The organism is uncultured Arcobacter sp., assembly GCF_937982575.1.
GTDB lineage: Bacteria > Campylobacterota > Campylobacteria > Campylobacterales > Arcobacteraceae > Arcobacter.
Window position 1 is genome coordinate 108,788 of sequence record NZ_CALJLR010000004.1, and the last position, 24,367, is coordinate 133,154.

The 24,367-nt window shown below is 29.8% G+C and carries 32 protein-coding genes; 12 read left to right on the forward strand and 20 right to left on the reverse strand.

Going from position 1 to position 24,367, the window contains the following annotated elements; translation table 11 throughout:
* Positions 1-75: 75 nt before the first annotated feature.
* From Q0617_RS02590 to nifN, 16 genes are all read right to left on the reverse strand, one after another.
* Positions 76-1,290, reverse strand: a complete 1,215-nt coding sequence (locus tag Q0617_RS02590; RefSeq protein WP_298750170.1) for an EAL domain-containing protein — start codon at positions 1,288-1,290, stop codon at positions 76-78.
* Between the two features lie 6 nt (positions 1,291-1,296).
* A complete protein-coding gene (locus Q0617_RS02595; RefSeq protein WP_298750172.1) occupies positions 1,297-2,706 on the reverse strand; it encodes a methyl-accepting chemotaxis protein in 1,410 nt (469 codons plus the stop codon).
* A 143-nt stretch (positions 2,707-2,849) separates the two neighbouring features.
* Positions 2,850-4,097, reverse strand: coding sequence for an RNA polymerase factor sigma-54 (locus tag Q0617_RS02600; protein ID WP_298750174.1), 1,248 nt, complete (start codon positions 4,095-4,097; stop codon positions 2,850-2,852).
* A gap of 52 nt (positions 4,098-4,149) precedes the next feature.
* Positions 4,150-4,446, reverse strand: a complete 297-nt coding sequence (locus Q0617_RS02605; protein WP_298750176.1) for a 2Fe-2S iron-sulfur cluster-binding protein — start codon at positions 4,444-4,446, stop codon at positions 4,150-4,152.
* Between the two features lie 9 nt (positions 4,447-4,455).
* Positions 4,456-4,800, reverse strand: coding sequence for a hypothetical protein (locus Q0617_RS02610; protein WP_298750178.1), 345 nt, complete (start codon positions 4,798-4,800; stop codon positions 4,456-4,458).
* 92 nt (positions 4,801-4,892) lie between these two features.
* Positions 4,893-5,291: a nitrogen fixation protein NifZ gene (locus Q0617_RS02615; RefSeq protein ID WP_298750180.1), complete on the reverse strand. Its 399-nt coding sequence runs from the start codon at positions 5,289-5,291 to the stop codon at positions 4,893-4,895.
* Entirely contained in the window at positions 5,281-5,622 is a 342-nt protein-coding gene (locus Q0617_RS02620; protein ID WP_298750182.1) for a nitrogenase-stabilizing/protective protein NifW, read from the reverse strand. The genes Q0617_RS02615 and Q0617_RS02620 overlap by 11 nt, the downstream gene beginning before the upstream one ends.
* A 45-nt stretch (positions 5,623-5,667) precedes the next feature.
* Positions 5,668-6,183: a flavodoxin domain-containing protein gene (locus tag Q0617_RS02625; RefSeq protein WP_298750184.1), complete on the reverse strand. Its 516-nt coding sequence runs from the start codon at positions 6,181-6,183 to the stop codon at positions 5,668-5,670.
* Between the two features lie 96 nt (positions 6,184-6,279).
* Positions 6,280-6,711 (reverse strand): NifX-associated nitrogen fixation protein, encoded by a 432-nt coding sequence (locus Q0617_RS02630; protein ID WP_298750187.1) that lies wholly within the window; start codon positions 6,709-6,711, stop codon positions 6,280-6,282.
* On the reverse strand, positions 6,711-7,106 hold the full coding sequence (locus Q0617_RS02635; RefSeq protein WP_298750189.1) for a NifB/NifX family molybdenum-iron cluster-binding protein: 396 nt from the start codon (positions 7,104-7,106) through the stop codon (positions 6,711-6,713). Before Q0617_RS02635 ends, Q0617_RS02630 begins: the two co-directional genes overlap by 1 nt.
* Positions 7,107-7,163: 57 nt before the next feature.
* Entirely contained in the window at positions 7,164-7,466 is a 303-nt protein-coding gene (locus tag Q0617_RS02640) for a hypothetical protein (protein ID WP_298750191.1), read from the reverse strand.
* Complete coding sequence (locus tag Q0617_RS02645; protein WP_298750192.1) at positions 7,463-8,710, reverse strand: SagB family peptide dehydrogenase; 1,248 nt, start codon at positions 8,708-8,710, stop codon at positions 7,463-7,465. The genes Q0617_RS02640 and Q0617_RS02645 overlap by 4 nt, the downstream gene beginning before the upstream one ends.
* Positions 8,694-9,146: an ankyrin repeat domain-containing protein gene (locus tag Q0617_RS02650; protein WP_298750194.1), complete on the reverse strand. Its 453-nt coding sequence runs from the start codon at positions 9,144-9,146 to the stop codon at positions 8,694-8,696. The genes Q0617_RS02645 and Q0617_RS02650 overlap by 17 nt, the downstream gene beginning before the upstream one ends.
* Positions 9,143-9,664, reverse strand: a complete 522-nt coding sequence (locus Q0617_RS02655; protein ID WP_298750196.1) for a hypothetical protein — start codon at positions 9,662-9,664, stop codon at positions 9,143-9,145. The genes Q0617_RS02650 and Q0617_RS02655 overlap by 4 nt, the downstream gene beginning before the upstream one ends.
* Positions 9,665-10,042 (reverse strand): hypothetical protein, encoded by a 378-nt coding sequence (locus Q0617_RS02660; protein WP_298750198.1) that lies wholly within the window; start codon positions 10,040-10,042, stop codon positions 9,665-9,667.
* A complete protein-coding gene (gene nifN, locus Q0617_RS02665; protein WP_298750200.1) occupies positions 10,032-11,330 on the reverse strand; it encodes a nitrogenase iron-molybdenum cofactor biosynthesis protein NifN in 1,299 nt (432 codons plus the stop codon). The genes Q0617_RS02660 and nifN overlap by 11 nt, the downstream gene beginning before the upstream one ends.
* A gap of 150 nt (positions 11,331-11,480) precedes the next feature.
* Here nifN and Q0617_RS02670 point away from each other — a divergent pair, with 150 nt between their 5' ends.
* Positions 11,481-11,918 (forward strand): hypothetical protein, encoded by a 438-nt coding sequence (locus Q0617_RS02670; protein ID WP_298750203.1) that lies wholly within the window; start codon positions 11,481-11,483, stop codon positions 11,916-11,918.
* Here the strand turns inward: Q0617_RS02670 and Q0617_RS02675 are convergent.
* Positions 11,915-12,937: an AI-2E family transporter gene (locus Q0617_RS02675; protein WP_298750205.1), complete on the reverse strand. Its 1,023-nt coding sequence runs from the start codon at positions 12,935-12,937 to the stop codon at positions 11,915-11,917. The genes Q0617_RS02670 and Q0617_RS02675 overlap by 4 nt on opposite strands.
* 121 nt (positions 12,938-13,058) lie before the next feature.
* On the opposite strand from Q0617_RS02675, the gene Q0617_RS02680 reads away from it, so the two are divergent.
* Positions 13,059-13,766, forward strand: a complete 708-nt coding sequence (locus Q0617_RS02680; protein ID WP_298750207.1) for a hypothetical protein — start codon at positions 13,059-13,061, stop codon at positions 13,764-13,766.
* A 10-nt stretch (positions 13,767-13,776) separates the two neighbouring features.
* Here the strand turns inward: Q0617_RS02680 and Q0617_RS02685 are convergent, their stop codons facing one another.
* Positions 13,777-15,123 (reverse strand): nitrogenase component 1, encoded by a 1,347-nt coding sequence (locus Q0617_RS02685; protein ID WP_298750208.1) that lies wholly within the window; start codon positions 15,121-15,123, stop codon positions 13,777-13,779.
* Positions 15,124-15,285: 162 nt separating this feature from the next.
* On the opposite strand from Q0617_RS02685, the gene Q0617_RS02690 reads away from it, so the two are divergent.
* The 6 genes from Q0617_RS02690 (at position 15,286) to Q0617_RS02715 (ending at position 20,018) form a co-directional block, all read left to right on the forward strand.
* Positions 15,286-15,672 carry a NifB/NifX family molybdenum-iron cluster-binding protein gene (locus Q0617_RS02690; protein ID WP_298750209.1) on the forward strand — a complete coding sequence of 129 codons (387 nt, stop codon included), beginning with the start codon at positions 15,286-15,288 and terminating at the stop codon, positions 15,670-15,672.
* Positions 15,673-15,686: 14 nt separating this feature from the next.
* Positions 15,687-16,067 (forward strand): 4Fe-4S dicluster domain-containing protein, encoded by a 381-nt coding sequence (locus Q0617_RS02695; protein WP_298750211.1) that lies wholly within the window; start codon positions 15,687-15,689, stop codon positions 16,065-16,067.
* A 1-nt stretch (position 16,068) separates the two neighbouring features.
* On the forward strand, positions 16,069-17,040 hold the full coding sequence (locus tag Q0617_RS02700; protein WP_298750213.1) for a NifU family protein: 972 nt from the start codon (positions 16,069-16,071) through the stop codon (positions 17,038-17,040).
* The gene (locus Q0617_RS02705) at positions 17,037-17,393 is read left to right on the forward strand and encodes a NifB/NifX family molybdenum-iron cluster-binding protein (RefSeq protein WP_298750215.1); all 357 of its coding nucleotides are present in this window, start codon (positions 17,037-17,039) and stop codon (positions 17,391-17,393) included. Before Q0617_RS02700 ends, Q0617_RS02705 begins: the two co-directional genes overlap by 4 nt.
* Positions 17,394-17,397: 4 nt before the next feature.
* Complete coding sequence (locus tag Q0617_RS02710) at positions 17,398-18,636, forward strand: FprA family A-type flavoprotein (RefSeq protein ID WP_298750218.1); 1,239 nt, start codon at positions 17,398-17,400, stop codon at positions 18,634-18,636.
* A 203-nt stretch (positions 18,637-18,839) separates the two neighbouring features.
* Entirely contained in the window at positions 18,840-20,018 is a 1,179-nt protein-coding gene (locus Q0617_RS02715; protein WP_298750221.1) for a YbfB/YjiJ family MFS transporter, read from the forward strand.
* A gap of 2 nt (positions 20,019-20,020) precedes the next feature.
* Here the strand turns inward: Q0617_RS02715 and Q0617_RS02720 are convergent, their stop codons facing one another.
* Both Q0617_RS02720 and Q0617_RS02725 read right to left on the reverse strand, forming a co-directional pair.
* Entirely contained in the window at positions 20,021-20,209 is a 189-nt protein-coding gene (locus Q0617_RS02720; protein WP_298750223.1) for a hypothetical protein, read from the reverse strand.
* On the reverse strand, positions 20,206-20,565 hold the full coding sequence (locus tag Q0617_RS02725) for an ArsC/Spx/MgsR family protein (protein ID WP_298750224.1): 360 nt from the start codon (positions 20,563-20,565) through the stop codon (positions 20,206-20,208). Before Q0617_RS02725 ends, Q0617_RS02720 begins: the two co-directional genes overlap by 4 nt.
* Before the next feature lie 100 nt (positions 20,566-20,665).
* On the opposite strand from Q0617_RS02725, the gene nifB reads away from it, so the two are divergent.
* The 4 genes from nifB to Q0617_RS02745 are packed head-to-tail and all read left to right on the forward strand — an operon-like array spanning position 20,666 to position 24,366.
* The gene (gene nifB, locus Q0617_RS02730; protein ID WP_298750226.1) at positions 20,666-22,114 is read left to right on the forward strand and encodes a nitrogenase cofactor biosynthesis protein NifB; all 1,449 of its coding nucleotides are present in this window, start codon (positions 20,666-20,668) and stop codon (positions 22,112-22,114) included.
* Positions 22,115-22,130: 16 nt separating this feature from the next.
* Positions 22,131-22,406, forward strand: coding sequence for a hypothetical protein (locus tag Q0617_RS02735; protein ID WP_298750228.1), 276 nt, complete (start codon positions 22,131-22,133; stop codon positions 22,404-22,406).
* Between the two features lie 56 nt (positions 22,407-22,462).
* On the forward strand, positions 22,463-23,578 hold the full coding sequence (gene nifV / locus Q0617_RS02740; protein WP_298750231.1) for a homocitrate synthase: 1,116 nt from the start codon (positions 22,463-22,465) through the stop codon (positions 23,576-23,578).
* On the forward strand, positions 23,560-24,366 hold the full coding sequence (locus Q0617_RS02745) for a hypothetical protein (protein ID WP_298750233.1): 807 nt from the start codon (positions 23,560-23,562) through the stop codon (positions 24,364-24,366). The genes nifV and Q0617_RS02745 overlap by 19 nt, the downstream gene beginning before the upstream one ends.
* Position 24,367 lies beyond the last annotated feature (1 nt).

Consider the following 24,367-nt stretch of genomic DNA (forward strand, 5'->3'; position numbering starts at 1 on the left):
GAAATATTATCTTAAGAATAGACTAGTTGGTAGTTGTTTTATGTCATTTAATATCTGGGAAGAGTTTTATAAACTTTATTTTAGACTTTTGGGCTCTGCAAGATAAAAACCTTGTATAAAATCAACATTTAATTGAAGAATTGTATCATAGACCTCTTTACAATGGACGTATTCTGCTACTGTTTTTGCATTTAATTCTTTTGCCATATTAATAATATTTCTAACAATAGTTTTTGATTCATTAGATGTATGAATATCTTTTATTAATGAACCATCAATTTTTATAATTTCAGGATTTAGTTTTAAAATATTTTCCATACTAGAAAACCCACTTCCAAAATCATCAATAGCAATTTTACAACCAAATATTCTAACATTATTTACAAATGTCTCAACAATTGAAAAGTCTTCAATAAAATCTGTTTCTAAAATCTCAAAAATAATATTGTAAGAATAAGGAAAAGATTTAACTTTTTCATATATAAAATTCCTAAAGGATTCATTAGCAATATCTTCATAAGATAAGTTAAGGCTAAATTCATTATCTCGAGTTGAGAAATAAGATAATGATTTTTCAACCATGATGGTCATCATCTTTTCATAAAGCTTAATTTTCTTTGCAATATCTAGATATGGGAATATGGATTTAACCTCAAGGGTATTTGGATTAATTATTCTCATTAAACATTCATATTTTTCTACTTTCATTGTTTTTGAGTTATAGATTGACTGAATATAAGGTTCTATATTATTATTTTCAACAGCTAGTTTTAGTAAGATTATTTCATCTATAAGTTTTGTTTGTTCTTCATCTTGATAAGAAATAGTTAAGATATCTAAGTTAATATCAATTATTTTATCAAAAGCACTTAATACTTCATATCTTTTTTCAGATATTAGTTTATCTTTTATGAATCTTCTCACAAAACTAAATGCTGCATTTACATAGTGTGTTGGTAATCCAATACGAACATGAACTTCACTTATAATATTTAATTTATAAAAGTAATTAGTATCGTATTTACCACAAAATAAATTTCTATACCAAGCTCTTATTCCTTTTTCATGTCGATATAAAATCTCTTGATTATGTAAAAATCTTTTTGCATGATTAAAGGAGAAAATAAATTTATAAAACTCTTCCAATAAACTCTCTTCATATTTATAAACTAATTTCTTAATTTTTAATAATTGTAAAGCATCTATTTCTCTAAAGTCATAGTTATTTAATATGTCTTTACAACTATTTTCTGTGATATATTCAATTGTTTTATAGCTATTTTTTTTCATAATAATTTAAGCACATCTACTACAAGAGATACTTTCTTTACCTTCAAAACTCTTTTTATTTGCCTCATCAACAATTGTATTTGCAATATTTGATGTTTGGGTTGCAATTTTATTTGATTTTGATGATACTTCTGAATTTGTAAATATTTGCTTTTCTAAAATTTGTACAGAATCATTAATTTGAATTATACCATCTTGTTGTTCTTTAGATGTTATTGCTACTTCATTTATAAGTTCTATTGTTTTATCAATATCAGTATTTAGATTGCTATACCCATCAATCATCTCATTTGCAATAATTTTTCCTTCATTTGCTTTCAGGTTTGCAGATTCTACAAGCTTTTTAATATCTTTTGCTGCTTCAGTACTTTTATTTGCTAGATTTCTAACTTCTTGTGCAACTACTGCAAAACCTTTCCCTGCTTCTCCAGCCGTTGCCGCTTCAACTGCTGCATTTAGTGATAAAATGTTAGTTTGGAATGCAATTTGATCTATAATACTAATTGCTTCATTGATAGAACTTACTTTTTCATTAATTTCATCCATTGAGATATTAGTTTTATTTGCTAGAATTTGTCCTTTTCTTGACGAGGATATAACGGCATTTGCAAACTCTGACATTTTAACAGTCTTTTGGGATGTTTTACTAATATTTTGAGTGATTTGTTCTAATACTATAGTTGTGTCTTTTAAACTTTTAGAAGCTTCAGTTGAAGAACTATTTAGTTTTAAAACATTATCTAACAGGATTTCTGATGATTGCTGTAATGTCACACCATTTTTCTTATTTTCTAATAACATATGAGTAATTGCATCTCTAAGTTGATTGATTGAAGTCGATAAATTCATAAACTCTCCATCACTTGAAATGTTTTCTAAAACCAAATTATTTTTATAGTTGTAATTGGTATATTCATTTAGAATACCATTAATTATTTCAAAATGTTTTTTTGTATCAATAATCATATCATTAACAACTTTTTTAAATTCTTCAAGTACATCATTTGAAGTTTTTGCTTGAATAACATTTTCATAAGAGCCATTTTTGGCTTGTTCAAGTATATCTTTTGCTTCTATGATAAATAATAATTCTTCTTTTTCTTTGATTTTTTGATTTTTATCTCTATTATCAATAATATCTTTTATTTCAGAGTATTCACTAGCAAAAGTTGTATTTATTTTAAGTTTTGCATTTTTATTGTCCATATTCTTTAGAAAGTTAATTAATGCCTTTGAAAGTTGTTTCCCATTTTTCCTTTCATCTAATTCATGAAAAATTAAAGATATTGCAATAATAACTTGAATAGTTTGTGAAGTTATATTACCAGTAAAAAAGAATGCATTTATAGGTAATAAGATCATTCCTAGATAATGGATTACTGTCATTCTAAAATATAGTGATTTTATATTAAACATATGTTGTCCTTATTTTTTTTAGAATATTATCTAAATAGGACAAAAATTGTCTTGATTGTAATCAAGCCCTAAAAATGCCAGGTATTATGATTTTAATGGATAAGAATAGAGTTTTAAAAAGAAAAAAGACAGCAATATTTATTTTATAAATTTTCTACTTTATAGAGTTTTTTTCTCTCTTTTGATGAGGGTACATCTAACATTTTTCTATATTTTGTAATAGTACGTCTCACCATTGATAAGCTAAACTTTTCTTGAATAGCATCAAGAATATCTTGATCTGTTAGTGGTTCATCTTTATTTTCATATTCTACTAAACTTTTAATATAGTTTTTTATCTCCGAAGATGATAAATCTTTATTATTAACTGCATTTGAGAAGAAGTGTTTTAGTGGATATGTTCCTAAAGAGCACTCTATATATTTATTTGCAACAGCTCTTGATATTGTAGATTCTGCGAAACCAATCTCATTGGCTAACTCTTGCATAGAGTAGGGTCTAAGTTCTCCTCCCACAAAAAATGAGATTTGTTTTTCAACAATTAAAAGAACTATTTTGTATAGAGTTGATTTTCTTAAACCCAATAAGTTTACTAAATCTCTAGCCTCTTTTAACTTCTCTCTTATACCTTCATTTTTAGTATTAAAAGCATCTTTTACTTCTAAATCAGGATAATAAGCATGATTTATTTTGATATTAATATCTTCACCAATTTCTACAAAGAAGTCAGGAATTATCTGTACATTGTTATTCATATAATTCACTGCTGGTGGATTATTGAAGTATTTGATAATATCTTTTGCTTCATCAAATCTATGGTGTGAGGCATACTTATCTAAGTGAGCAATATCTTTTATGATTTTTTTTATGAAATTGTATAGTTCATTATCAATTTGTTTATCACAAGCATCTAATTGAAAAAGAAATGATTCTGATAAATTCATTGATCCAATTCCACTTGGTTCTAAAAGTGAAAATCTTTGTCTTATTGATTCTACATACTCTTTATACACGCCACATGTTATAGCAATCTTTTCTATATCACCTTCAAAGTATCCCTCTTCATTTATGTCACACAAAATTTCCATAGCTACTTTTTGTGAGTTTGGAGTTGAAAAGTTTGGTGCACAGATTTGTTCACTAATAATATCATTTAATGATTCATCATAAAGTGCTAAAGATTCTATAAACTCCCCACTTGTACCTTGTGGCATAAAGTTGTTATAAAACTCTTTTGGTTTTTTGATTTCTAAAAATGGATTTTCATAAGATACATTTTTTAGATGTTTCTCTAGGTCTTGAAGTGAAGATTGTAGCATCGGAAGCCACAATTTCAAAGATAAATTAAGATTTTGCTTCTGAGAAGCGGAGGTTGATAATGTTTGTGCCATATCGTATTTTGCCCAAATTCAAAAAGAATTTGGACATAAACCTGTATATTTTTTAATACTTAATTCTAACAACACCGTTAGGCTTAACTATTTTCATTTGGCAAGATAATCTTGTGTTATCAGTACAAGTACCAGCACAAGCCTCTTTGATTACTTTGATTTCTTTCTCATTGATATCAGAAATAAATTCCATACCTTGTTCTATTTCAACAACACATGTTCCACATTCTCCATCTCTACATCCAAAAGGTAAAGCTGAACCAGATGCTTCAACTACATCTTGAATTGTACTTCCTGGTTTAACATTGATTGCTAAAAAATCGTTAATAATTTCTACTCTAGTTGTCATTTTCTTTCCTTATTTTTTTAATTTATACGGTTTAACTAAAATGTCACCTTTGATTAACATCATTGGCGCAATTCTAACTTTAGGACTTATTGTAAATTGTTGACATTGCTCAGCTTCTTCAGCAGTGATTGCCCCTAATTTAACTAATACATCTAACTCTTCATCTTCCATATAACTTGTAGGTTCTTCAGTTGCAAGATTTTCAACAGTAATTAAACTTTTTGAGTAATCTTTAGTATCTGAAGGCATAGGAACACCTTTTTCTTTAGCCAATCTTACAATTGGTTCACCAATTTTTGCATCATAAACACCATCAGTAACAGTATCAAAATGCATAAAAATAACTTTTGCCATATTTTGTCTCCTTTTTTAGCTTGTTTCTTCATACAAACCAAGCCATATGATAAAGTTCTGAAAACTCTTTCATCTGACTTGGTTAAAAAAATTTAGTCTTTTGAGTAGTTCTTTTCTCTATGCTTACGCATAAATTCTAACTCTTCTTCTACTTCATCTCTAAAATCTTCCATTGCTTCTAGTTCATGTTCTCTACACCCAACTATTTCAACAGGAACATCAAGTAAACCTAAAAAGTGAACTTCATATACACGAATAACTTGTAAGAATTCACCCATTGATTTTATATAACCTACTGCACCTGCTGGCATCAAAAGTGTCCCAATTGGTGCATGAGGGTATGTCCCATCATTTACTATCTCTTTTATTAGTTTTACTTTTTGTCCTAAACCAAATTTTGGTTTATCTTCATCTTTTCCAGAACGATTAGCTGTTACACTATCATGCAAAGGAGTGTTTGCATCTACGATATCTTTATGATTAACACCCACAACTTCCTCCTGTACTTGTTCCTGCTGGACTTGGACTACATGAAGAACAACCTTCAAGTTTTCCTGTTTCATACATATTCCATACATCAGCAGCACTTGGAGAGTGACCAGTTTTATAATCACCATAAACTCTAAGTAGTGAAAATTTCAAAAACTCTAAAAGTTTATCTTCATCTGCTATTTCAGCTAAACCTTTTTTTATAAGAGTTCCATACTCTTTCATCATATGAAATCTTTTTACATTGATTAACTTTTGGTCAAAATCAATATCAAAAAATTTAAAAAAATCTTCTGTATCTCTTAATTTATAAAATTCTTCTACAGTTTTCATTTTGTATCCTTTTAAATATCCCAGATTAAAGGGATATTATTTTTTCTAAGCTGGAATCTCTTCTTTTAAAGAGTCAATCCATTTTGTTACTCTATCTTCAGTTTTGTCTTTTTCATTGTGTTCATCAATTGCTAAACCACAAAGTTTTCCATCCATTTCTGCTTGTGAAAATTCATATTTATAATCACTTGCATCAACAAAACCAACAACTTTTGCACCAGCATTTGTAAATGTTTTATGTAGTTTTCCTAATGCTGAACAAAAATGTTCACCATGTTTTACACTATCTCCTGCACCAAATAATGCAATAGTTTTTCCAGAAAAATCTATTCCGTCTGATTCAATTTCAAGTAAAGGATCAACCCACTCAAAATATACATCACCTTGTCCCCAAGTAGAACTTCCTATAAATAAAACATCATGTTCAAGCATTTGATCAATATCATCAAAATCTTCTTCCATATTGATTACTTCATCAACTTCAAAAGCTTCTGCTAAAGCTTCTGCAACTATCATAGATGTTCCACCTGCTGTTCCACAAAAAATCCCAATATTTGCCATACTTTTCTCCTTCAAAATGTCCCATTTTTAAGGGACCTATATTTTTATAACTTCTTTTATAAAGAAGCAAACCCTAAAGAGCTTTATGAATAAAGCTTATAAGTTTTTATATTTGTTATAAGTCTCTTCTGCTTTTAGAAGATATTTTTCACCATCAACTAGCAAGTCATCATAAGTTCTAAATGAGAATCTATGAGCATCTTTGAAGAATTTCTCTGCAAGCACAATCTTCCCTGCAAAAACTACAACTCTTCCAAAACCTTCATGACTCATCTCCATTACAACTGAACACATTACCCCTGTTAGTTTTTCAAAAGCTAAAGCTACTGCTTGAAATACTAGTCTTATATCTTTGATTTGCATTTCATCAATATCTGCAATAATAGGGATATTTTTTAAATCCTCTTTGCTTCTTACATATTTTTCTACTAGTAGGTCTTCATCACTTTTGTTAACCCATGTACCAAATTGGTCCATTGCTCTAATTTGTCCAATTAGTGTTACTTTAAATAGTTCTTTCTTATCCATTATAAAGCCTTCTTTTCTATGATTTTTTTGATAAATGGTGGAGGGTTTGAATTTAACATATCTTGTAGTTTTTTTACTTCTTCTTCTATACTTACGATCTCTTTGTATTTGATTGTGAAGATTCCACTATTGATAAGTTTTGCAGCAGCTATTGCTCCTACATTTGTAAAATAAACAATATCAATACCTTCTAGTAGTGCTACAGCTTTATCAGTATCTTTTTCAAGAACTTTTTTAATTTCACACATTGTAGTTGTTGATTTACTTATTTCGTAAACAGCAAATTGTTTTGCACTTCCAAAGTGAGAATCTATGTTTTCTAAATCTGTAGTTGCGAATGCAACTTTTAGAGAACCTTCTTGAGAGTCATTTGTTGTGATTTGAATACTACTCATAATTTTGTCCTAAAATAAATTTATATAGGTATATGCAAATAGTGTTCCACAACTTTTTTAAGTAGTTTTTTTACTTCTTATAAGAGCTAGAAAATCAATAAGGTCACTTAAGAAGAAAGCCCTATTTGAGAGCTCTGCGAAGTAAACATTTGTAAAAGTATTTTGTCCGGCAAATGATTTTGCACTTGCTATAAATTCTTGAGGTAGTTGTCTGTTTATAGCAACAGGTTTTATAAGTTCATCACAAACTTCTTCAAATAAAAATAAAATTTCTGCTGGTTTTTCTTCACATAAGAGATAAATATCACTTCTATAAAGGTCATATTTTTTATAAAGTTCATGGTAAGTCTCTTTACTCATTTTCCCACCGCCATTAAATATAAGATGTTGTTGTGTGTTTCTAAAACCTTTTTTGTTTCATCATCAAAATATGCACCAATTCCTGTAGAATTGATATTTAAATTTGTGGCTCTTAGTGCAATAATATGCGCTAAAAAGCCTGATAAAATAGTGTTAAAAGAGTAGTTTGATTCTAGTTTAGATGTAAAAAATATAGTTGCAGCAGAAGTTCCACCAATTTTTTGATTAAAGGCTAACATTTGGCCTAGCTCACTAAAATCACCCTCTTTTTGTAAATTATACTCTTTATAAATACCTTTTTCAAGATTAGTGATTAGATGGTTTATAAAATAAATTTCAAGTCCATACTCTTTTGCAAAGATGAAAATATCTTTTAATATAGTTTCAAACTCATCTTTTAATATGGGCTCTTTTTTAAAAGCTCTGACTGATCTTCTTTCATCTATTGCTTTTTGTAACTCTCTTTTAGTCTCTTCTTTTAAAAAGTTTGAACTAAAACTTTTAAAACTTTGTTCATAATATTTTGAATAAAATTCTTCAATAAAAGGCTCTTTTATATAATAATCACATGGGTTTACAAAAGGAATTTTATCCCTTAGTTCTTTTGTCTCTTTTTCTTTATACTCGCTTGAAAAAATAGCACAAACAAAGTGTTCATAGTTATCAAAACAAAAAGCTTTATTTAACTCTTCTTTATCAAAGTTAAAATCAAAAGTATAATCAAGTCCTTGTAAAATCAAAGAGGCATAGATGGAACCTAGTTGGTGACCAGAATCAAGTAAAAGATACCTTATAGCTCTTTTTTCATATTTCCAAGATGTCCTAAAGTAGGCATTACTAAGTAAAAAGATGAATTTTTTTTGTGATATATTCATATAACTCTCTAATCCATCACTACTTAATTCATGAATTAAAGCCAAGGTGCTTGTTAATGGTTCATAGTGATAAATTCCATTTAACAAACCCTTTGCTCCTCTTATTTGTATATAAATTTCGCAAGGATAAAGTCCACCTGCACTTGGATTGACTCTTAGATTTACCTCATCATTTCCATATTTTTTTGTGTAGGTGATTTTTCCAAAGTTTTTTATGAATTTTAACTCTTCATAATCATCAAGATTAAATCGTCTAAAAAACTTTGGATAGGTTTTGTAAGCTTTTGCTTGGGTTTGCCAGTTTATAAATTGGGTTTGAGTAAAGGCATTCTTTTTTGTAATATCTGTTTGATTATGAAACTCTTGCATTTCTCAACATTTTTACAATCTTTGGAGTTACTGCTAAATCAATAGCTTTAAAGCCATCAAGGTTTTCAAAAGAGCTATCTGCACCTTTTTGCAAAAGAAGTTGCACAAAATCCTCTTTCCCCGCACTTGCACAGTACATTAATGCTGTTACATCATTAACATTTTTTGAGTCTATTTCGATACCTGCATTTACAAGAAGTTCAAAGCACTCATATGATGAAGCAAAACAGGCATTCCATAAAGCTGAGTTTCCATCTACGTTTTTCATATTTATATCTACATCTAAGTTTAGTAATTCAGATACAAGTTCTGATTTTCCTTCTCTTGCTGCTTTCATTATTGCAGAGTTTCCATATTTTCCAGCGTTATTTAAATCATTTTCATCATAGTCATTCTCTTTTATCCATTGGAGTAAATTTTCTGATAAGGTTTTCATACTCCCATCCAGTTTTCGTGTGTATGACCCTTTACTTTGAAGTTAATAACTTCTTGCAATGATGACTCAAGCTCATCTAAATCAAAAGCGTGTTCGCAGTTATTTGGGATATTTTTATATTTTATAACACCCTCTTTATCAATAATATATATTGATTTTGCCACAAGTGTTTCATTTAAATTCACTCCAAATTTTAAAGAGAATTTATTAAAATCATTTGAGATAAAACCATTATCTAGTCCAAATGCTTTTTGAACTTTTGTTATAGCATCTTCTGAGCTACTTGTAATAATATAAGGTAATATTTTAGAAGCAGATTTTTCTAAAATATCATGTAGACCATTATTATAATCTTTTATATTAGGTAGGGTAATCATAACTTGAATTTTAGGTGCCATCATACCTATAACTTTTGACTCTCCATTTAACATGGTAACTCTAACAGCAGGTGCTTCTGATTCTATCTTTCTCTCTTTTGCTTTTAAAATATAAAACTCTTTTTTATACTTAACTTCCATTTATAAGATCTCCTTGTGTGTTATTTGACAATTTGTATCAATTATCATTAAAGATTTTTTTAGTTGATTTTTTTCATCTTTTATTCCAAAGGTATTTGAGAACTCTTTATATTCCCTTGAGATTAGGCTATCTTTTAGTTTAAATTCATTTTGTATCTTTTCACATTCATCAATGCTACTTGTTGTTATAACAAATGTTTCTGCCCTATTTTTAAAGAATGTTATTGCATCATGCAGTTGAGTATTAAAAGCTGTAATATCAGGCAAAGAGATTATAACTTGAACCTTTTCTTTTGGAATACCTAAAAGTCTTGTGCTTCCATTTATCATCTCTAATCCAAGAGCTTTTACAATTGGCCTTTGTAGATTAATGCTCATTTTCTCCTCCATGTTGGTGATAATGATTTATTAGGTTTGCTAATTCAAAAAGTAAGTAAGCACTTCCTTCATATAAAACATCATTTTTAAGTTGATTACCAACTCCCTCATAATCAGGGAATCCCCTTAACATTAAAGCTTTTTTGTGTTTTATGGTATATCTTTCCCCATGAAAACTTGATATTAAAACATCACTTTCTTTCAGATACTTTTCAACATCTTCAAAATCACCAATTAGTAAGTTTTCACACTCTATTTCATCTAGTAAGTCATTTTTGTGAGTAGTTACTATGGCTTTTATTGTTGCTCCTGCTTCAATGATTGTATTTGCTACAGAGATACATTGGTCAGGCTCAAGTGCTAGCACAACAGATGCACTTCCTATTGCAAAGTGGCTATCTAACATGGCATCTTGAAGTCTTTTTCTCCATCTCACAATACTTGGATGTGGAGTTGAGATATTTTTGATTTTACATAGGGCTTTAAAGAATTTATCACTTTGTTCTAATCCCCCTAATGAATCAAAATGTAAAAGTTGCATATTTTCATTTTTTGCTTTTAATTTATCTCCAGCTTTTTTTACACTGCTTCCTACACTAATAGCAAGTGAACAATTTCCAAGTTTCTCTATATCTTCAACAGTAATACCTCCACTGCTAAGTGCTCCTTGTTTTAATCCTAAGTGACCATCTAATGAGTCACTCAAATCTGGTAGGGCTAAAACTTCATAACCAAAGAGTGCTACGGTGTCTTTGATTTTTTCTATCTCTATTGGTTTTAAATTTACATTTGGGATAATTACAGCTTTATTCATATCCACTTCACTTGAGCTTGCAACTAGTTGGTCAACGATTGCTTCAATTGATTTTGCAAAACCACTTTCAATAGAGCCTTCAAAATCAGGAGTATTTACATAAACCATTTTTTGCTGGTCTTGTACTAGTAAACAAGCACCTTTTATATCATCACCTTTTGTTTCTGTAAGTCCTGTTGTAAAAAGTCCTACTAGGTCAGGTTGTACTTTTTTGGTGATATTTTTTATTGATTCAGAGATTGCATAATCTCCTCCATCAATTACTGCTGTAATATCATTTACTGCTGTTGTTTGTACGGCAATGGGGTCATTGAAATGTCTTGTGAAAAATACCTTTGTAAATGAAGCACATCCTTGAGCTCCATGCATAAGTGGCATACAGTTTTTTATTCCTAAAAAGCAAAGCATTGCTCCCATTGGTTGAGATAGTTTAATAGGGTTTAATTGTAGAGGTTTCGCACTTATACTTTCCATGATATTTCCTATAATATTTTCAATAAATATGCAAATAGTGTTCCTAAGCTTAAAATAACTAAATAATAACATAAATAACTATTTTTATCTATTTTTAAGGTAAGTGATTTTATAATCTTTAAATTATACTTTTCTAACTAAGGAACAACTATGTCTGGAATTAATGATATTGTAAATAGTTTTAATATTGGTTTCTTTCAGACAACTAATAATAATAAAAATCCAGTTGATTTAAATATTCCAAAAGATTCTGAATTCGCTGATTTTGAAGAGACTTTAAAAGTAGTAAGTTCTGAAGCCTATATACCCTCTCCTTCAGAATATGTACAGCTAGATGGATTTAGATTTGATGATAATAACAAGGCAATACCTACAAAGATCACTTTAGAGGGTGTTTTTGCTCAAGACTCTTTTTTAGATGAAGATGGAAATTGGGATGAAGAAGCAGAATATAAAGCTTATGCCCAAAAAGAGTTGGCTTATAAAAACGAGGTAATATCTGACTGGATGGAAGAGAGAGGCTATGATCTACAAAATAATGCAACTTTGATGAAAGCATTATTAGCTAAAGAAGATAATCAACTTTAGCTCTGTTTAACATTTGACATAAGTAGCGAAATCCATTTTGTAGTATCATTTGAATCAAAGGCAATTTTTAAAGTCATAGTAATAGGTACAGCTAAAAACATCCCTACTATTCCTAAAACCCAACCCCATAAAATCAAAGAGAAAAATATAACTAATGGAGAAAGTCCTAGCTCTTTTCCCATAAACTTTGGTTCAATAATATTGCTTATAAAAATATTTATCGTAAGATATAAAACTATTAATATCAAAGTTGTATTTAAATCTGTTGTTACAAAAGATAAAAGTATGGCAGGAATTGCTGCAATAATAGAACCCACAACTGGAATAAAGTTAAAAAGCATAGCTACCACACCCCAAAGAATAGGATAGTCAATATTAAAAAAGATCAAAGTAATTGCCACTAAAAAACCAGTTAAAAAACTAGTCGCTGTTTTTACTAAGAAATATTTTTGAATATTACTTGAAAAGAGATTGAAGTGTTCTATTTTATCTCCCTCTTTTCTAAAAATAAGTCTTAGTTTTTTTTCAAAAGATTTTGATTCTGCAAGTATAAATCCAATCCCAATGATAATAAGTAAGAATTTTGATAAAAAGGTACCAATACTTCCAATTAAATTTGTAGTAATACCAAAAAATGAGTTTAAATTTAGAGTATCTAGGATTGTTTTTTTATCAATTTCATAACCATATGACTCTCCAAAGGCAATAGTATCAACAATAGCTTTTTGCAGTTTTGTTTCATATATAGGAAGATTTGTTATAAAATCTTTTAATGAGATATTTACAATATATGCAAGCAGTAGTGAAATAAGTGTAAAAACCCCAAGAACAACTAGATAAGAGATAAGTTTAGGGATATGTTTTTGTTCTAATATGTTTAAAATAGTTGAGATTATAGATGAAATAAAGATTGCTAAAAATAACACAATTACTATTTCATTTGCTGCTTTAAGTCCTGCAATAATAATTACTAAACTAGCAAAATAAAAAAAATAGTTCCTTACTTTTTCCTCTTCCATTTTATCCCTTTATTTATGTAAAAGTTTATTATAACGGCTTTTATGTAAATAAGAAATAAGATTTTTCATGATATACTTTTTTATCTAATTTTAAGTGGAATTTATTTGAAAGGCTTTAATTATGAATGTAAATGCTTATGATGAACATGTAAATATAGTAAAAAATCTAAAGATGGCAGATAGTTTTTATGAAGTGAGAGAGCCTTATAAAGAGAGCTTTGAAGAGCTCTATAATAAAGCAAAAGAGGAAAAAGTATCTATCTCAAATGCAAAAGAGTTTTTAGACTCATTATCAAAAGAGGAGTTAAGTACACTTCAACACTACACTCTTCTTGCAGATGATATAAATGTAGACTCCTTAAGTGATGAGGGAGCTTATAATCTACTTTTACATCATTATGAAAAGTATGATTTTGATAATGATGGTTTAGTTTCAAATGGTATATCTAAAGGAATAGGCTTTATACCAGCAAATATGCCAAACTCTGATAAGGAGCTTTTGGTTGAATCTCTTAATGAACTTGATGAAAAAGATAGATTTTTATCAATGGCTATGATAATTCCTATGCCAATGTTAAAAGAGGAAAATGGAGAAATCATTCAATTGGGATATAAGCAACAGTTTGATTATGATTTTATGATGAGTCGAATAGATGGTATTTTAAATCCACCACCAGGAGCATATACAAGCCCTGAGTTAAAAGAAACTTTTAGACTTTTTAAAGAAGTTTTAGAAAAAAATCATGAAGAGAGTATTCAAAAAAAAGAAGAACTTAATGCAAATCTATCAAATCAAGCAAATATCTCTAAGGCTAAAATAAATAGTTAAACTATTTATTTTATTCTGTAGTCCAAGGTTCAGGAGTTCCTACTACCTTAAATACTTTGTTATTTACAGCATTGCAAACATCTTTTGCTAAGTTAATAAGTCCATTATATGCACCATAACTTACCTTTTTCTCTTGATTTACATCCACAAAAGCAACTTTTTTCTTAATAGCAGTATATAAACTTCTTCCACCTGCAAGTAAGATATCGATGTTATGTTCATCTATTAGTTTTGCTTGTTCTGTCCCTGGATCTGTAATAAGGATTTTTACATATTTAGCACAGATTTCTTTATCTTCTAAGGTTGCTTTTTTTACAGATGTTGCAACAACATCTATACCTATATCTTGAAGTGCTGAAGCTATTGACCAAGTTTTATTTCCACCTGTATTTAAAATAGCTTTTTTCCCTTCTAATATTTTTTTATAAGGGATTAGTGCTTCTTCAAGTTTTGCTTCTTCTTGGGCAATTACTTCTTTTGCTTTTTTTATAAGTTCTTCATTTCCAAAAGCATTTACTATACTCATTATTGCATTTGAAGTGTCACGTTTTCCATAAAAAGAGATACTTATATAGGGAATATTATATTTTTCTTGCATTTTTCTTGTTAAGCTTATAAGTGATTTTGCACAAACGATTACGTTAAGTTTTGCTCTGTGTGCCATTTGAATATTTTCAACTCTTCCATCACCTGCAAGTGTTGAGATTACTTTTATTCCAATTTTTTCTAAAATAGGAGTATATTGCCACATATCACCAGTAACGTTATACTCTCCAATTAGATTTATTCCAAAAGGATGGATAAGTTCTGGCTCTTTTGTTCCAATTAATTGGTGTAAAACTGACTCTCCACCAAGTCTTGAACCTAAGTTTTTACCACCTACAAAACCTGGAGAGTGAATGACAACCACAGGAATTTTATATTTTTTCTCCATTCTATTACATACATTATCCATATCATCACCAATCATTGCAGTGACACATGTCTCATATACAAAGATAGCTTTTGGATTTTTATTTTCAACAATGTAATCAATAGACTCTTCGAGTTTTTTATCTCCACCAAATATTACATCATTCGTATTTACATCTGTTGTATAACCACTAACTGTATTGTTATCTCCCTCATGAGAAGTTAAAGTAGCTCTTGTTTCCCAAGACGCTCCAATACAAGTTGCAGGGGAATGAACAAGATGAACCACATCTGCATAAGGGAAAAGTGCGATTTGTGACCCCTCAAATGCACACCCACCACTTGTTGCCCCTGGTTTTGGCTTATCACAAGATGATTTTTTCTCTTTATTATGTGAACAATCACTTTCGCTTAGTAACTCTTGAATTAATTTTTTATTTACCATTTTAGTTCCTTTGTTGTCTACTTTTTAATAAGTAGCAAAAACCTAAATGAGGATAATGGTCTTATCCTTATATCTGTTTATATCATTTGCAATATCTGTTCCTTTTAAAATAAAGGAATAGATTTTGCATAGATAATTTTATAATTATTTAAAGGATTTCAAATGATAGCTATACCATTAAGTAAAGAAGATTCAACAGTGATTTCAGATTTATATGGCAATGCCCCATATTTTGCCCTTCTTGATTTAAGTTCAGGAAACTTTAGTGTTGTAGAAAACAGAGGCTGTGGAAATGGAATAGATACTGCAAAGTGTGTAAAAGATTTAGGTGCTAGTAGGACTATCTTTTATCATATGGGTGAAGGTGTATTTAAAAACTTGGAAGAGAATAAAATAAAAGTTTATAGTGCTACAAAAGTTTTTCTTACTATAGAAGAGATATATAGAAACTTTATAAATGATGTTTCTAAACTTGTAACAAAATCAAATTGTGACACTTTATTAGATCCTGGAACATCATCTTGTTCTTGTGAGTGCGATAAAAATTAGTAGAGGTTTGAAAAATGTCTGTAATTATTACCGATGAATGTATCAATTGTGATGCTTGTGTTGATGAGTGTCCTGCAACTGCAATTGTAAGTGCAGATGAGGCGCCTATTGCTGATGCTGAATTTACATATGTAAAGCCTGAAAAGTGTATTGAGTGTGTGGATTGTTCAGTTCCTAAGTGTTTTGATGTATGTCCAACTCCTGGAGCAATTGCTTGGGATATGCCATATACACAAGAGTTTGATGAGTATTATCTTCAAAGAGATGAAGAGGGTATTTATAAAATCAGAGTTCACAAAAAAAATGGAATTTACTCACCTGCAAATCAACCTAGACCTTTTAGAGAAGTGATTGATATGCAAGATAGAATTGATTATAAGCCTTTAGAGTTTTAGTATGGAAAAAGATTTAGATTATTATTTATCATTAAACTATCCCTTTGAGTGTTACAGTGGAGAGCATGAAGTGGGAGATGCTTTTTTAGTAGAGTTTTTTGATTTTGATATAAAAGCTTCAAGTGAGGATTATGATGAGGCAGTTGAAATAGCTTACACATATTTAGAAGAACATATTAAAAGAGAATTAAAAGCAAATAGAGAAATTCCAAACCCAAATGAAGGAAGAAGATTTATGAAACATAGAGAAGCACTAGCTGCATATAAAAGTAAAGATTTTGAAAAAGCTCATGCTATTTGGCAAGAAGAAGCAAAACTAAAAAATGACCAAGCAATGGCAAATTTGGGTTTGATGTACTTAAAAGGTGAAGGTGTAGAAAAGGATTATTCTATTGCTAAAGATTGGTTTGAAAAAGCTAGTTCTTATGATAATGACTCTGCAAACTTTAACTTAGCACTTATGTATCAAACAAAAATAGGTGTTGAAGAAGATATGGAAAAAGCAAAAGATTTTTTTAGACGAGCGGTTAGAAAAAATCATACTCAAGCAGCCTTTAGATTAGCACTTATTTTACTTCAAGATAGACAAAATATCAATGGAGTAAAAGAGGGCTTTGATTGTATGTTAAAAGCTGCACAAAATGGCCATACAATGGCAACTATACAATTAACAGGTATAGATAAAGAGTTAGCAAGTGATGTTGAACTAAATGATCACTTTAGAGCTCAAACAATGGAAAAACAGCTAGAAATTATAAATGATACTTTGGATAGATTTATAAGACCAATTTTATTAAAAGATGGTGGAAATATTTTATTAATAGATTATGCAAATGAACCTGAAATCGAAGTAAGACTTGCTTATCAAGGTGCTTGTGTAGGATGTTCTATTGCAAGTACTGGAACTTATGAGATGATAAAAGGTACTTTAGAAAAAGTAATTGATCCAAGGGTTAGGATTTATATATTATGAAAATTGCATTTGCTTCAAAGGATAATATTCACATCAATCAACATTTTGGTTGGTGTAAAGAGTTTTATATTTATGAGATTAAAGATGATACTTTCTCTTTTATAAAATCAGTTGACTCTTCTATTGAAATAGAAGATGAAATTGAGAAATTAAATTACAAAATTGAGTGTTGTGAAGGTTGTGACATATTATATGTACAGCAAATCGGACCAAAAGCATCACTTATGGTAAAAGCTTCAAAAATATTTCCAATGCAATCAAGTAAAGAAGATGAAAAGATAGAAGATATTTTAAATAAATTAATTAAAATGAAAGAGAACCCTCCCATTTGGATGAGAAGGTTAATAGGCTAATAACATGTATTCAAATAAACCTATAGAAATCGCACCAAATATCTACTTTATTGGATCTTTTGATCCAGATATTAGAACTTTTGACATTATTATGAAAACAGCCAATGGCTCTTCATATAATGCATACTTAATCAAAACAGATGAAGGTGTGATTATTTTAGATACGGTTAAATTAGAATTTCAAGATGAGTTTTTTAAAAAAGTTGAGTCTTTATGTTCATATTCTGAGATTAAATATGTTATTTCTCACCATCTAGAACCAGACCATGCAGGTGCAATACCAGAACTTATGAATAGAGCACCCCAAGCAAAAGTTCTAATCTCTCCCCAAGCAACACCTATGCTAAAAGCAATCACAAGAAATGAAAACATAGATTTTGAAACTGTTTGGACAAATAAAAGTTTGACCTTAGGTGATAAAACAATTAAATTTCTTACAACGCCATATTTGCACTGGCCTGAGACTATGAGTTCATATGTAGTAGAAGATAAGTTACTATTTTCAGGGGATGTTTTTGGAAGTCATTATCACGATAGAAGACTATTCAATGACTTAGTAGGAGACTTTTTCTACTCTTTTAAATACTATTATGACCATATTATGAGACCATTTAAATCGTATGCTCTAAATGCAATCAAACTTTATGACAAACTTGAAATTGATATGATAGCAACACTTCATGGACCAATATTAAGAGAAAACCCAACCCAGTACATTGACTACTATAGAAAATGGAGTCAAGATAATTATAAAGATGTCTCTCATGGTAAAAAAATCATTTCGATTTTTTATCTAACAAGTTATAAAAACACTAAAGATATGGCAGAGGCTATATTTGAAGGTGCAGAAAGTGTTGATGGAATTGTCGCTAATGTTTATGATTTAGCTTCAATTGAAGAGTCAAATATGATAAATATACTTGAAGAGAGTCAAGGTGTCTTAATAGGAACTCCCACAATTAATGCAGATGCTCCAAAACCAGTTTGGGATTTACTCTCTTGTATGATGTTATTGGAAAAAAGAGGAAAAACTGGTGGTGCTTTTGGCTCTTATGGTTGGAGTGGCGAGGCTGTTGATATGATAATACATAGATTAAAATCACTAAACTTTAGAGTTCCACCAATGGAGTCTTTAAAAATAAAATTAATACCTACTACAGAAGAACTTGCCCAGTGTTATGAGTATGGAGTAGAGTTTGGTGAAATAGTAAATGGAAAAATGCTGGAAATGACTATGAACTAGGATGAATAAAATGGAGATGAGTATAAATAACTGACTAAAACTATTACTCATCTCCAATTTATTTGGAATAATTAAATAAAACTCTTCTTTTTAACACACTTTATACCTCAACAACAAATTTATATACTAATTTTTATTTATTATTTGACATAGGATTAGATTTATTGATATTATACTCATATTTTGAAACTGAGGGAAAATATTTGAATAGATTATTTGATAGAAATGATAACTTAGCCATACTAATAGCAGGTATTTTTGCAGTAATTATTGGTCTTGGTATCTCAAGGTTTGTTTTTACCTCTCTAATCCCAAATATGTTAGAAGATTTTTTAGATATTACCTTTGCAGGTATTTTAGCTTCACTAAATTTTGCAGGGTATTTAAGTGGTTCGATTCTCTCAATTTTTATAAAAGATATAAATCAAAAGGTAATACTTTTTCGAATAGGTATTTTTATTTGTATTATCAATACTTTTGTTTTAGGGATTACTACCAATGAAACTATTTGGATAATCTCAAGACTATTGGCTGGTTTTGGGGGAGCTATGGCTTTTGTTGTAGGTTCTGCTATTGTAATGACTAAGTTAAATATGGAGAGTAAAACTAAAGCTATGGGGATACACTTTTCTGGTATAGGGTTTTCCATCTTAACTACTGATTTGATTAATCGAGCTGTTTTACATTTTAGTAACTCTTGGCAAATCTCATGGATAGTTTTAGCTATTTTTGGGATTATTATCTCTATTTATTCTATGTATATTTTATCATTTGACAAAAAAGTTGACACAAAAATTGTAAAACACAAATTTGACAAATCAATTTTCACTTTTTTTGTAATTATTTTAATAATCGCCTATTTTACAGAAGGGGTAGGTTTTGTTGTTCAAGGTACATTTTTACCTGATATTATCAATACTTTGCCAGGACTTCAAGGGTATGGAAACCTAACTTGGACACTTGTTGGAATAGCTGGAATTCCTTCTTGTATTATTTGGTTAAGACTTGCTCACAAATATGGAAGTGTAAACATAATAATTATAGCTTTAGCCCTTCAAGCAGTTGGAATTTTAATACCAACTTTTACAAATAATATCTATCTAAATTTATTAAGTGGAGTTCTTTATGGTGGGACTTTTGTTGGATTAGTTGGTTTGTTTATGACTTTAGGTGGGCATTTGTCAAAAGGAAATCCAGTTGTACTAATGGGTGCACTTACTACTTCTTATGGAATTGGGCAAGTTATCGCACCGTTATATAGTGTGTATTTAATTGAGAAGTTTGGTAATTATGATTATGCTTTATATTTAACAGCATTTATTGTAGTTTCTGGGATTGTACTTTTACTGTTTGCAAAAAAGTTTCAAGCCCACAACCTTTAAGTTTATGATAGGTCACTAAGTGTTGATACTTTATAAACCACATCTTTAAGTTCATTTAACTTTTTTACTATATCTTTATTGCAGTGTTCATCTAGTTCAAATCTTGTCTCCATGAAATCATATATATTATCAATGTTTGAAAAAACTTCTTGCAATAACTGCTCTTTAATCTTCTCTTGAATATTACTCATTTTATCTCCTTAAGTTTAAAATCTAAGATTTTAGTTAAATCAAATCCACAAAATTTATTAGAACCAATTGCTATAAGAGGTCTTTTTATTAATATGGGATTAGAAAGCATAAGAGATAATATCTCATCTTCTGAGGTATTTTCTATATCTAGTTCTTTGTTCTTTACAATAGGAGCATTAGGGTTTATGCAATCTTTTATACTCTTTTTTCCAAAAAAATCTAGAAGTTGATTTTTTGAAAAGTTTGTCTTTAGTAAATTAGTACTAATAACATTAAAACCAAAATCAACTAATCTCTTTTTTTGTTTGGTGTTATTTACACACCCTGGTTTTTCGTAAAAAATTACTGGAATCATATTATCTCCTTATATAAGTACTCTATGCATTTTTTATTCCCAGAAATTTTATGGAACGCTATATGCATAAGGTACTTCATATAATTAAAAAGGAGATACTATGAGTTGTTCTTGTACATCAAGTAGTACGCAAGAGGAATTACAACAAGAGGTTATGGATAAGATTAACAATCATCCATGTTATTCTGAGGGTGCCCATCAACATTACGCGAGAATTCATGTTGCAGTTGCACCTGCTTGTAATATACAATGTAACTACTGTAATAGAAAATTTGATTGTTCAAATGAGAGTCGTCCTGGTGTAACTTCATCGAAATTAAGTCCTGAAGATGCAGTAAAAAAAGTTTTATATGTAGGTGGGGATATTCAACAGCTTTCAGTTGTAGGAATCGCAGGACCTGGAGATGCACTAGCAAATCCTAAAAAAACATTTGATACATTTAGAATGCTTCACGAAAAAGCACCTGATCAAAAATTATGTTTATCAACAAATGGACTAAGACTTCCTGATTATGTTGATGAAATGGTTAAATACAATGTTGATCACGTAACAGTTACTATTAATTCAGTTGATGAGACTGGTGAAATTGGAGCTAAAATTTACCCATGGGTACATTGGAATCATGAAAAAGTATTTGGAGCTGAGGGTGCAAAAATTCTTTTAGAACAACAACTAAAAGGTATCAAAATGCTTACTGAGCGAGGTATTTTGGTAAAAGCAAACTCTGTTTTAATTCCTGGTGTTAATGATAAAGAGTTAGTAAATGTAGCTAAAAAACTTAAAGAGTTAAATGTATTCTTACACAATATTATGCCACTTCTTTCTAAAGAAGAGTATGGAACACATTATGGTCTTACAGGACAAGCAAGTGCTACTGATCAAGAAGTAATGGCAGCACAAGAAGCATGTGGTATGGATATGAAACTAATGAGTCACTGTAGACAATGTCGTGCAGATGCTGTTGGACTTATTGGTGAAGATAGAGGAGAAGAGTTTACTCCTGATGTTTTCCAAAATATGTCTTGGGAAGAGTTACAAGAACAATATAACATGGAAGCAAGAGCTAAAAAACATGAAGTTATTGAAAACTGGAGAGCAGCACTTGATACTGCAAATGAAAGAATCAAAATAGAACAAGCTAGTAAACAAGAGTTAAGCTCTACTGGTGAGACTAAACTTGTAGCTGTTACAACAGCTGGTGAAGGAACAGTAAACTTACACTTTGGTAATGCTACAGAGTTCTTAATTTACGAAGTTGGTGATAAAGCTATCAAATTTGTAATGCATAGAAAAGTTGAAAATGCTTATTGTAAAGGTCCTGAAGATTGTGATGGTTCTTATCCAATTGAAGAGATTAAAAATACACTAAAAGATGTAGATATTCTTTTAACAGAAAAAATTGGTGGATGTCCTCAAGAAGAATTATCTCAAATCAACTTGATTTCTGATGACTCATATGCACTACAACCAATAGAAAAATCTGTATTTGCAGCAGCTCAAAAATATTTCTTTAGTGCTGAAGCAAAATCACAAAAAGAGTTAGGGTAAACCCTAGCTTTATTTGATGAACTCAAAAGTTATACTCCTAAAAGGAAATGGACCAATCTCTATAAATAGTGAGTTACTAGAACTTTATCCTGTAACTACTTGCCATGGAGCCATTGGTTTTCCTCTAAAATCATTAAGAGCAGATAAGATTTATATTGTTGATTCTATTGATGAGTTTTGGCAAATAGAAAAAACTATCAAAGAGAAACCTTGCTGCTTTTTATACTCCTATGAAAAACTTGAAAATGAAGATTTAAAAAAGATACATGCTGAGGAGATTTTAAGCATATAAATTTTTAGGGAATAGTTTTTGCATGTTTACTTATAATCCAACAAAAGGTAAATATTATGTTTCTTATTAATGATACTACTTTAAGAGATGGCGAACAAGCACCATATGTAGCATTTAATACACAAGAGAAACTTGATATTGCCCAAAAACTTTATGAAGCGGGCGCTGATGAACTTGAAGTTGGAATACCAGCAATGGGAAAGAAAGAGCAAGATGATCTAAAAGAGATATTAGCTTTAAATCTTCCTATTCAAATTATGAGTTGGAATAGAGCAACAATGTCTGACTTGGAAGCCTCTTTAGGGTGTGGCTTAAAAGCGGTTGATTTGTCTATTCCAGTTTCAGATATTCTAATCGATGTAAAATTCGGTGGAGATAAACAAAAAGTTTTAGCACAACTTGAAAAAGTTATTATTGAGGCTAAAAGAGAAGGGTTATTTGTTTGCATTGGGGGAGAAGATTCAAGTCGCGCGGATTTGGATTTTTTAAAAGAGATTTTAGCCTTAGGTAAAAGTCTTGGTGCAAATAGATTTAGATATTGCGATACGGTTGGAATATTAACACCAACAAAAACTTATCAAAATATAAGTGAACTTACAAAGTTAGATTTACTTGATATTGAGATGCATACCCACAATGATTTTGGTATGGCAACAGCAAATGCAATTTCTGGTTATGAAGCAGGAGCTAAAAGTGCTAATACAACAGTTATTGGATTGGGTGAACGCGCGGGGAATGCATCTTTTGAGCAAGTATTGATGACTTTGGCAAGACTTCTTGGAAAAAATACTCAAATAAAACCTGATAAATTAAAAGCACTTATTCAAACAGTAGGATTAGCTTCAAATAGAAGAATTGATACTAATTTACCTATTGTAGGAGAGTATATTTTTTCACATGAGTCAGGTATTCATGTAAATGGTATGATGAAATCAAAAAGTGCCTATGAACCATTTACTCCTATGGATGTTGGGCTAGAGAGATGTTTCCCTATTGGAAAACATTCAGGAACATCAACACTACTTTTTCATCTACAAGCATTGGGAATAACTCCAACAAAAGAGAGTTTACAAAAAATATTGCCAATAGTAAGAGAGATTGTGACAAGTAGAAAGAAAGTGTTAGATATAAAAGAATTGGAAGAGTTATACTTATGTTCGTTGGATATTTAAGAAATAGTTTCGAAGAAGAGCTTTCTGCAATAATAGAAAGTGATAAGCTTTTTGACCTAGAGTTATTAAAGCAGACCTATGAAGTATATCCTGAATACTGTTTTGCTGCTTATGATGAGGGTAAAATAGTTGGAGTAATTAGTGCTTATGCTTTTAGTAAACATATTTTTATAAATGTAATAAATGTCTTGGATGAACATAAAGAAGTTCTAACAAGACTTATAAAACTTTTAGTTCAAAATGTCTCAAGTATGAATATTTATGTTTTAGTTGAAGATAAATTAAACTCATATTTCACAGCATTTAAGTTTCAAGAGCATTCAAAGTTTTTGAGATATATGCATAGTGGAGAGGCTGTTGCATTTAATTTTTCAAACTCAACTGCAAAACAAGTAAGCGGTGAAAATTATGTGGAGATATCTAAAGAGATAGATAAAAAAGTATTTTGGGATGATAGAGAAGAGTATATAAAAAAAGATTGTGTTTTTTCAAACTCTTTAAAGCTCTCTACTACAAGTGGTTTTATGCACTCTTATGTTGTAAATAAAAGATATATAAGAATCTCACCTTGGCTTATGCAAAATGAATCTTACTTAGATGCTGAAAAGCTTTTAAGAGGAGTTTTGTATTATCGAGGGTTAAAGAAAATCTTTGCTTTTATACCAAAAGATATAAAAGAGATAAGTGAACTCTATGAGAGTTACAAATTTAAAAAAGATGCAAATTTTACTTTGCTTTATTTAGGTGAAAAACCTGAAATAAAGTTAGAGAATTTATATGCAATTTAGA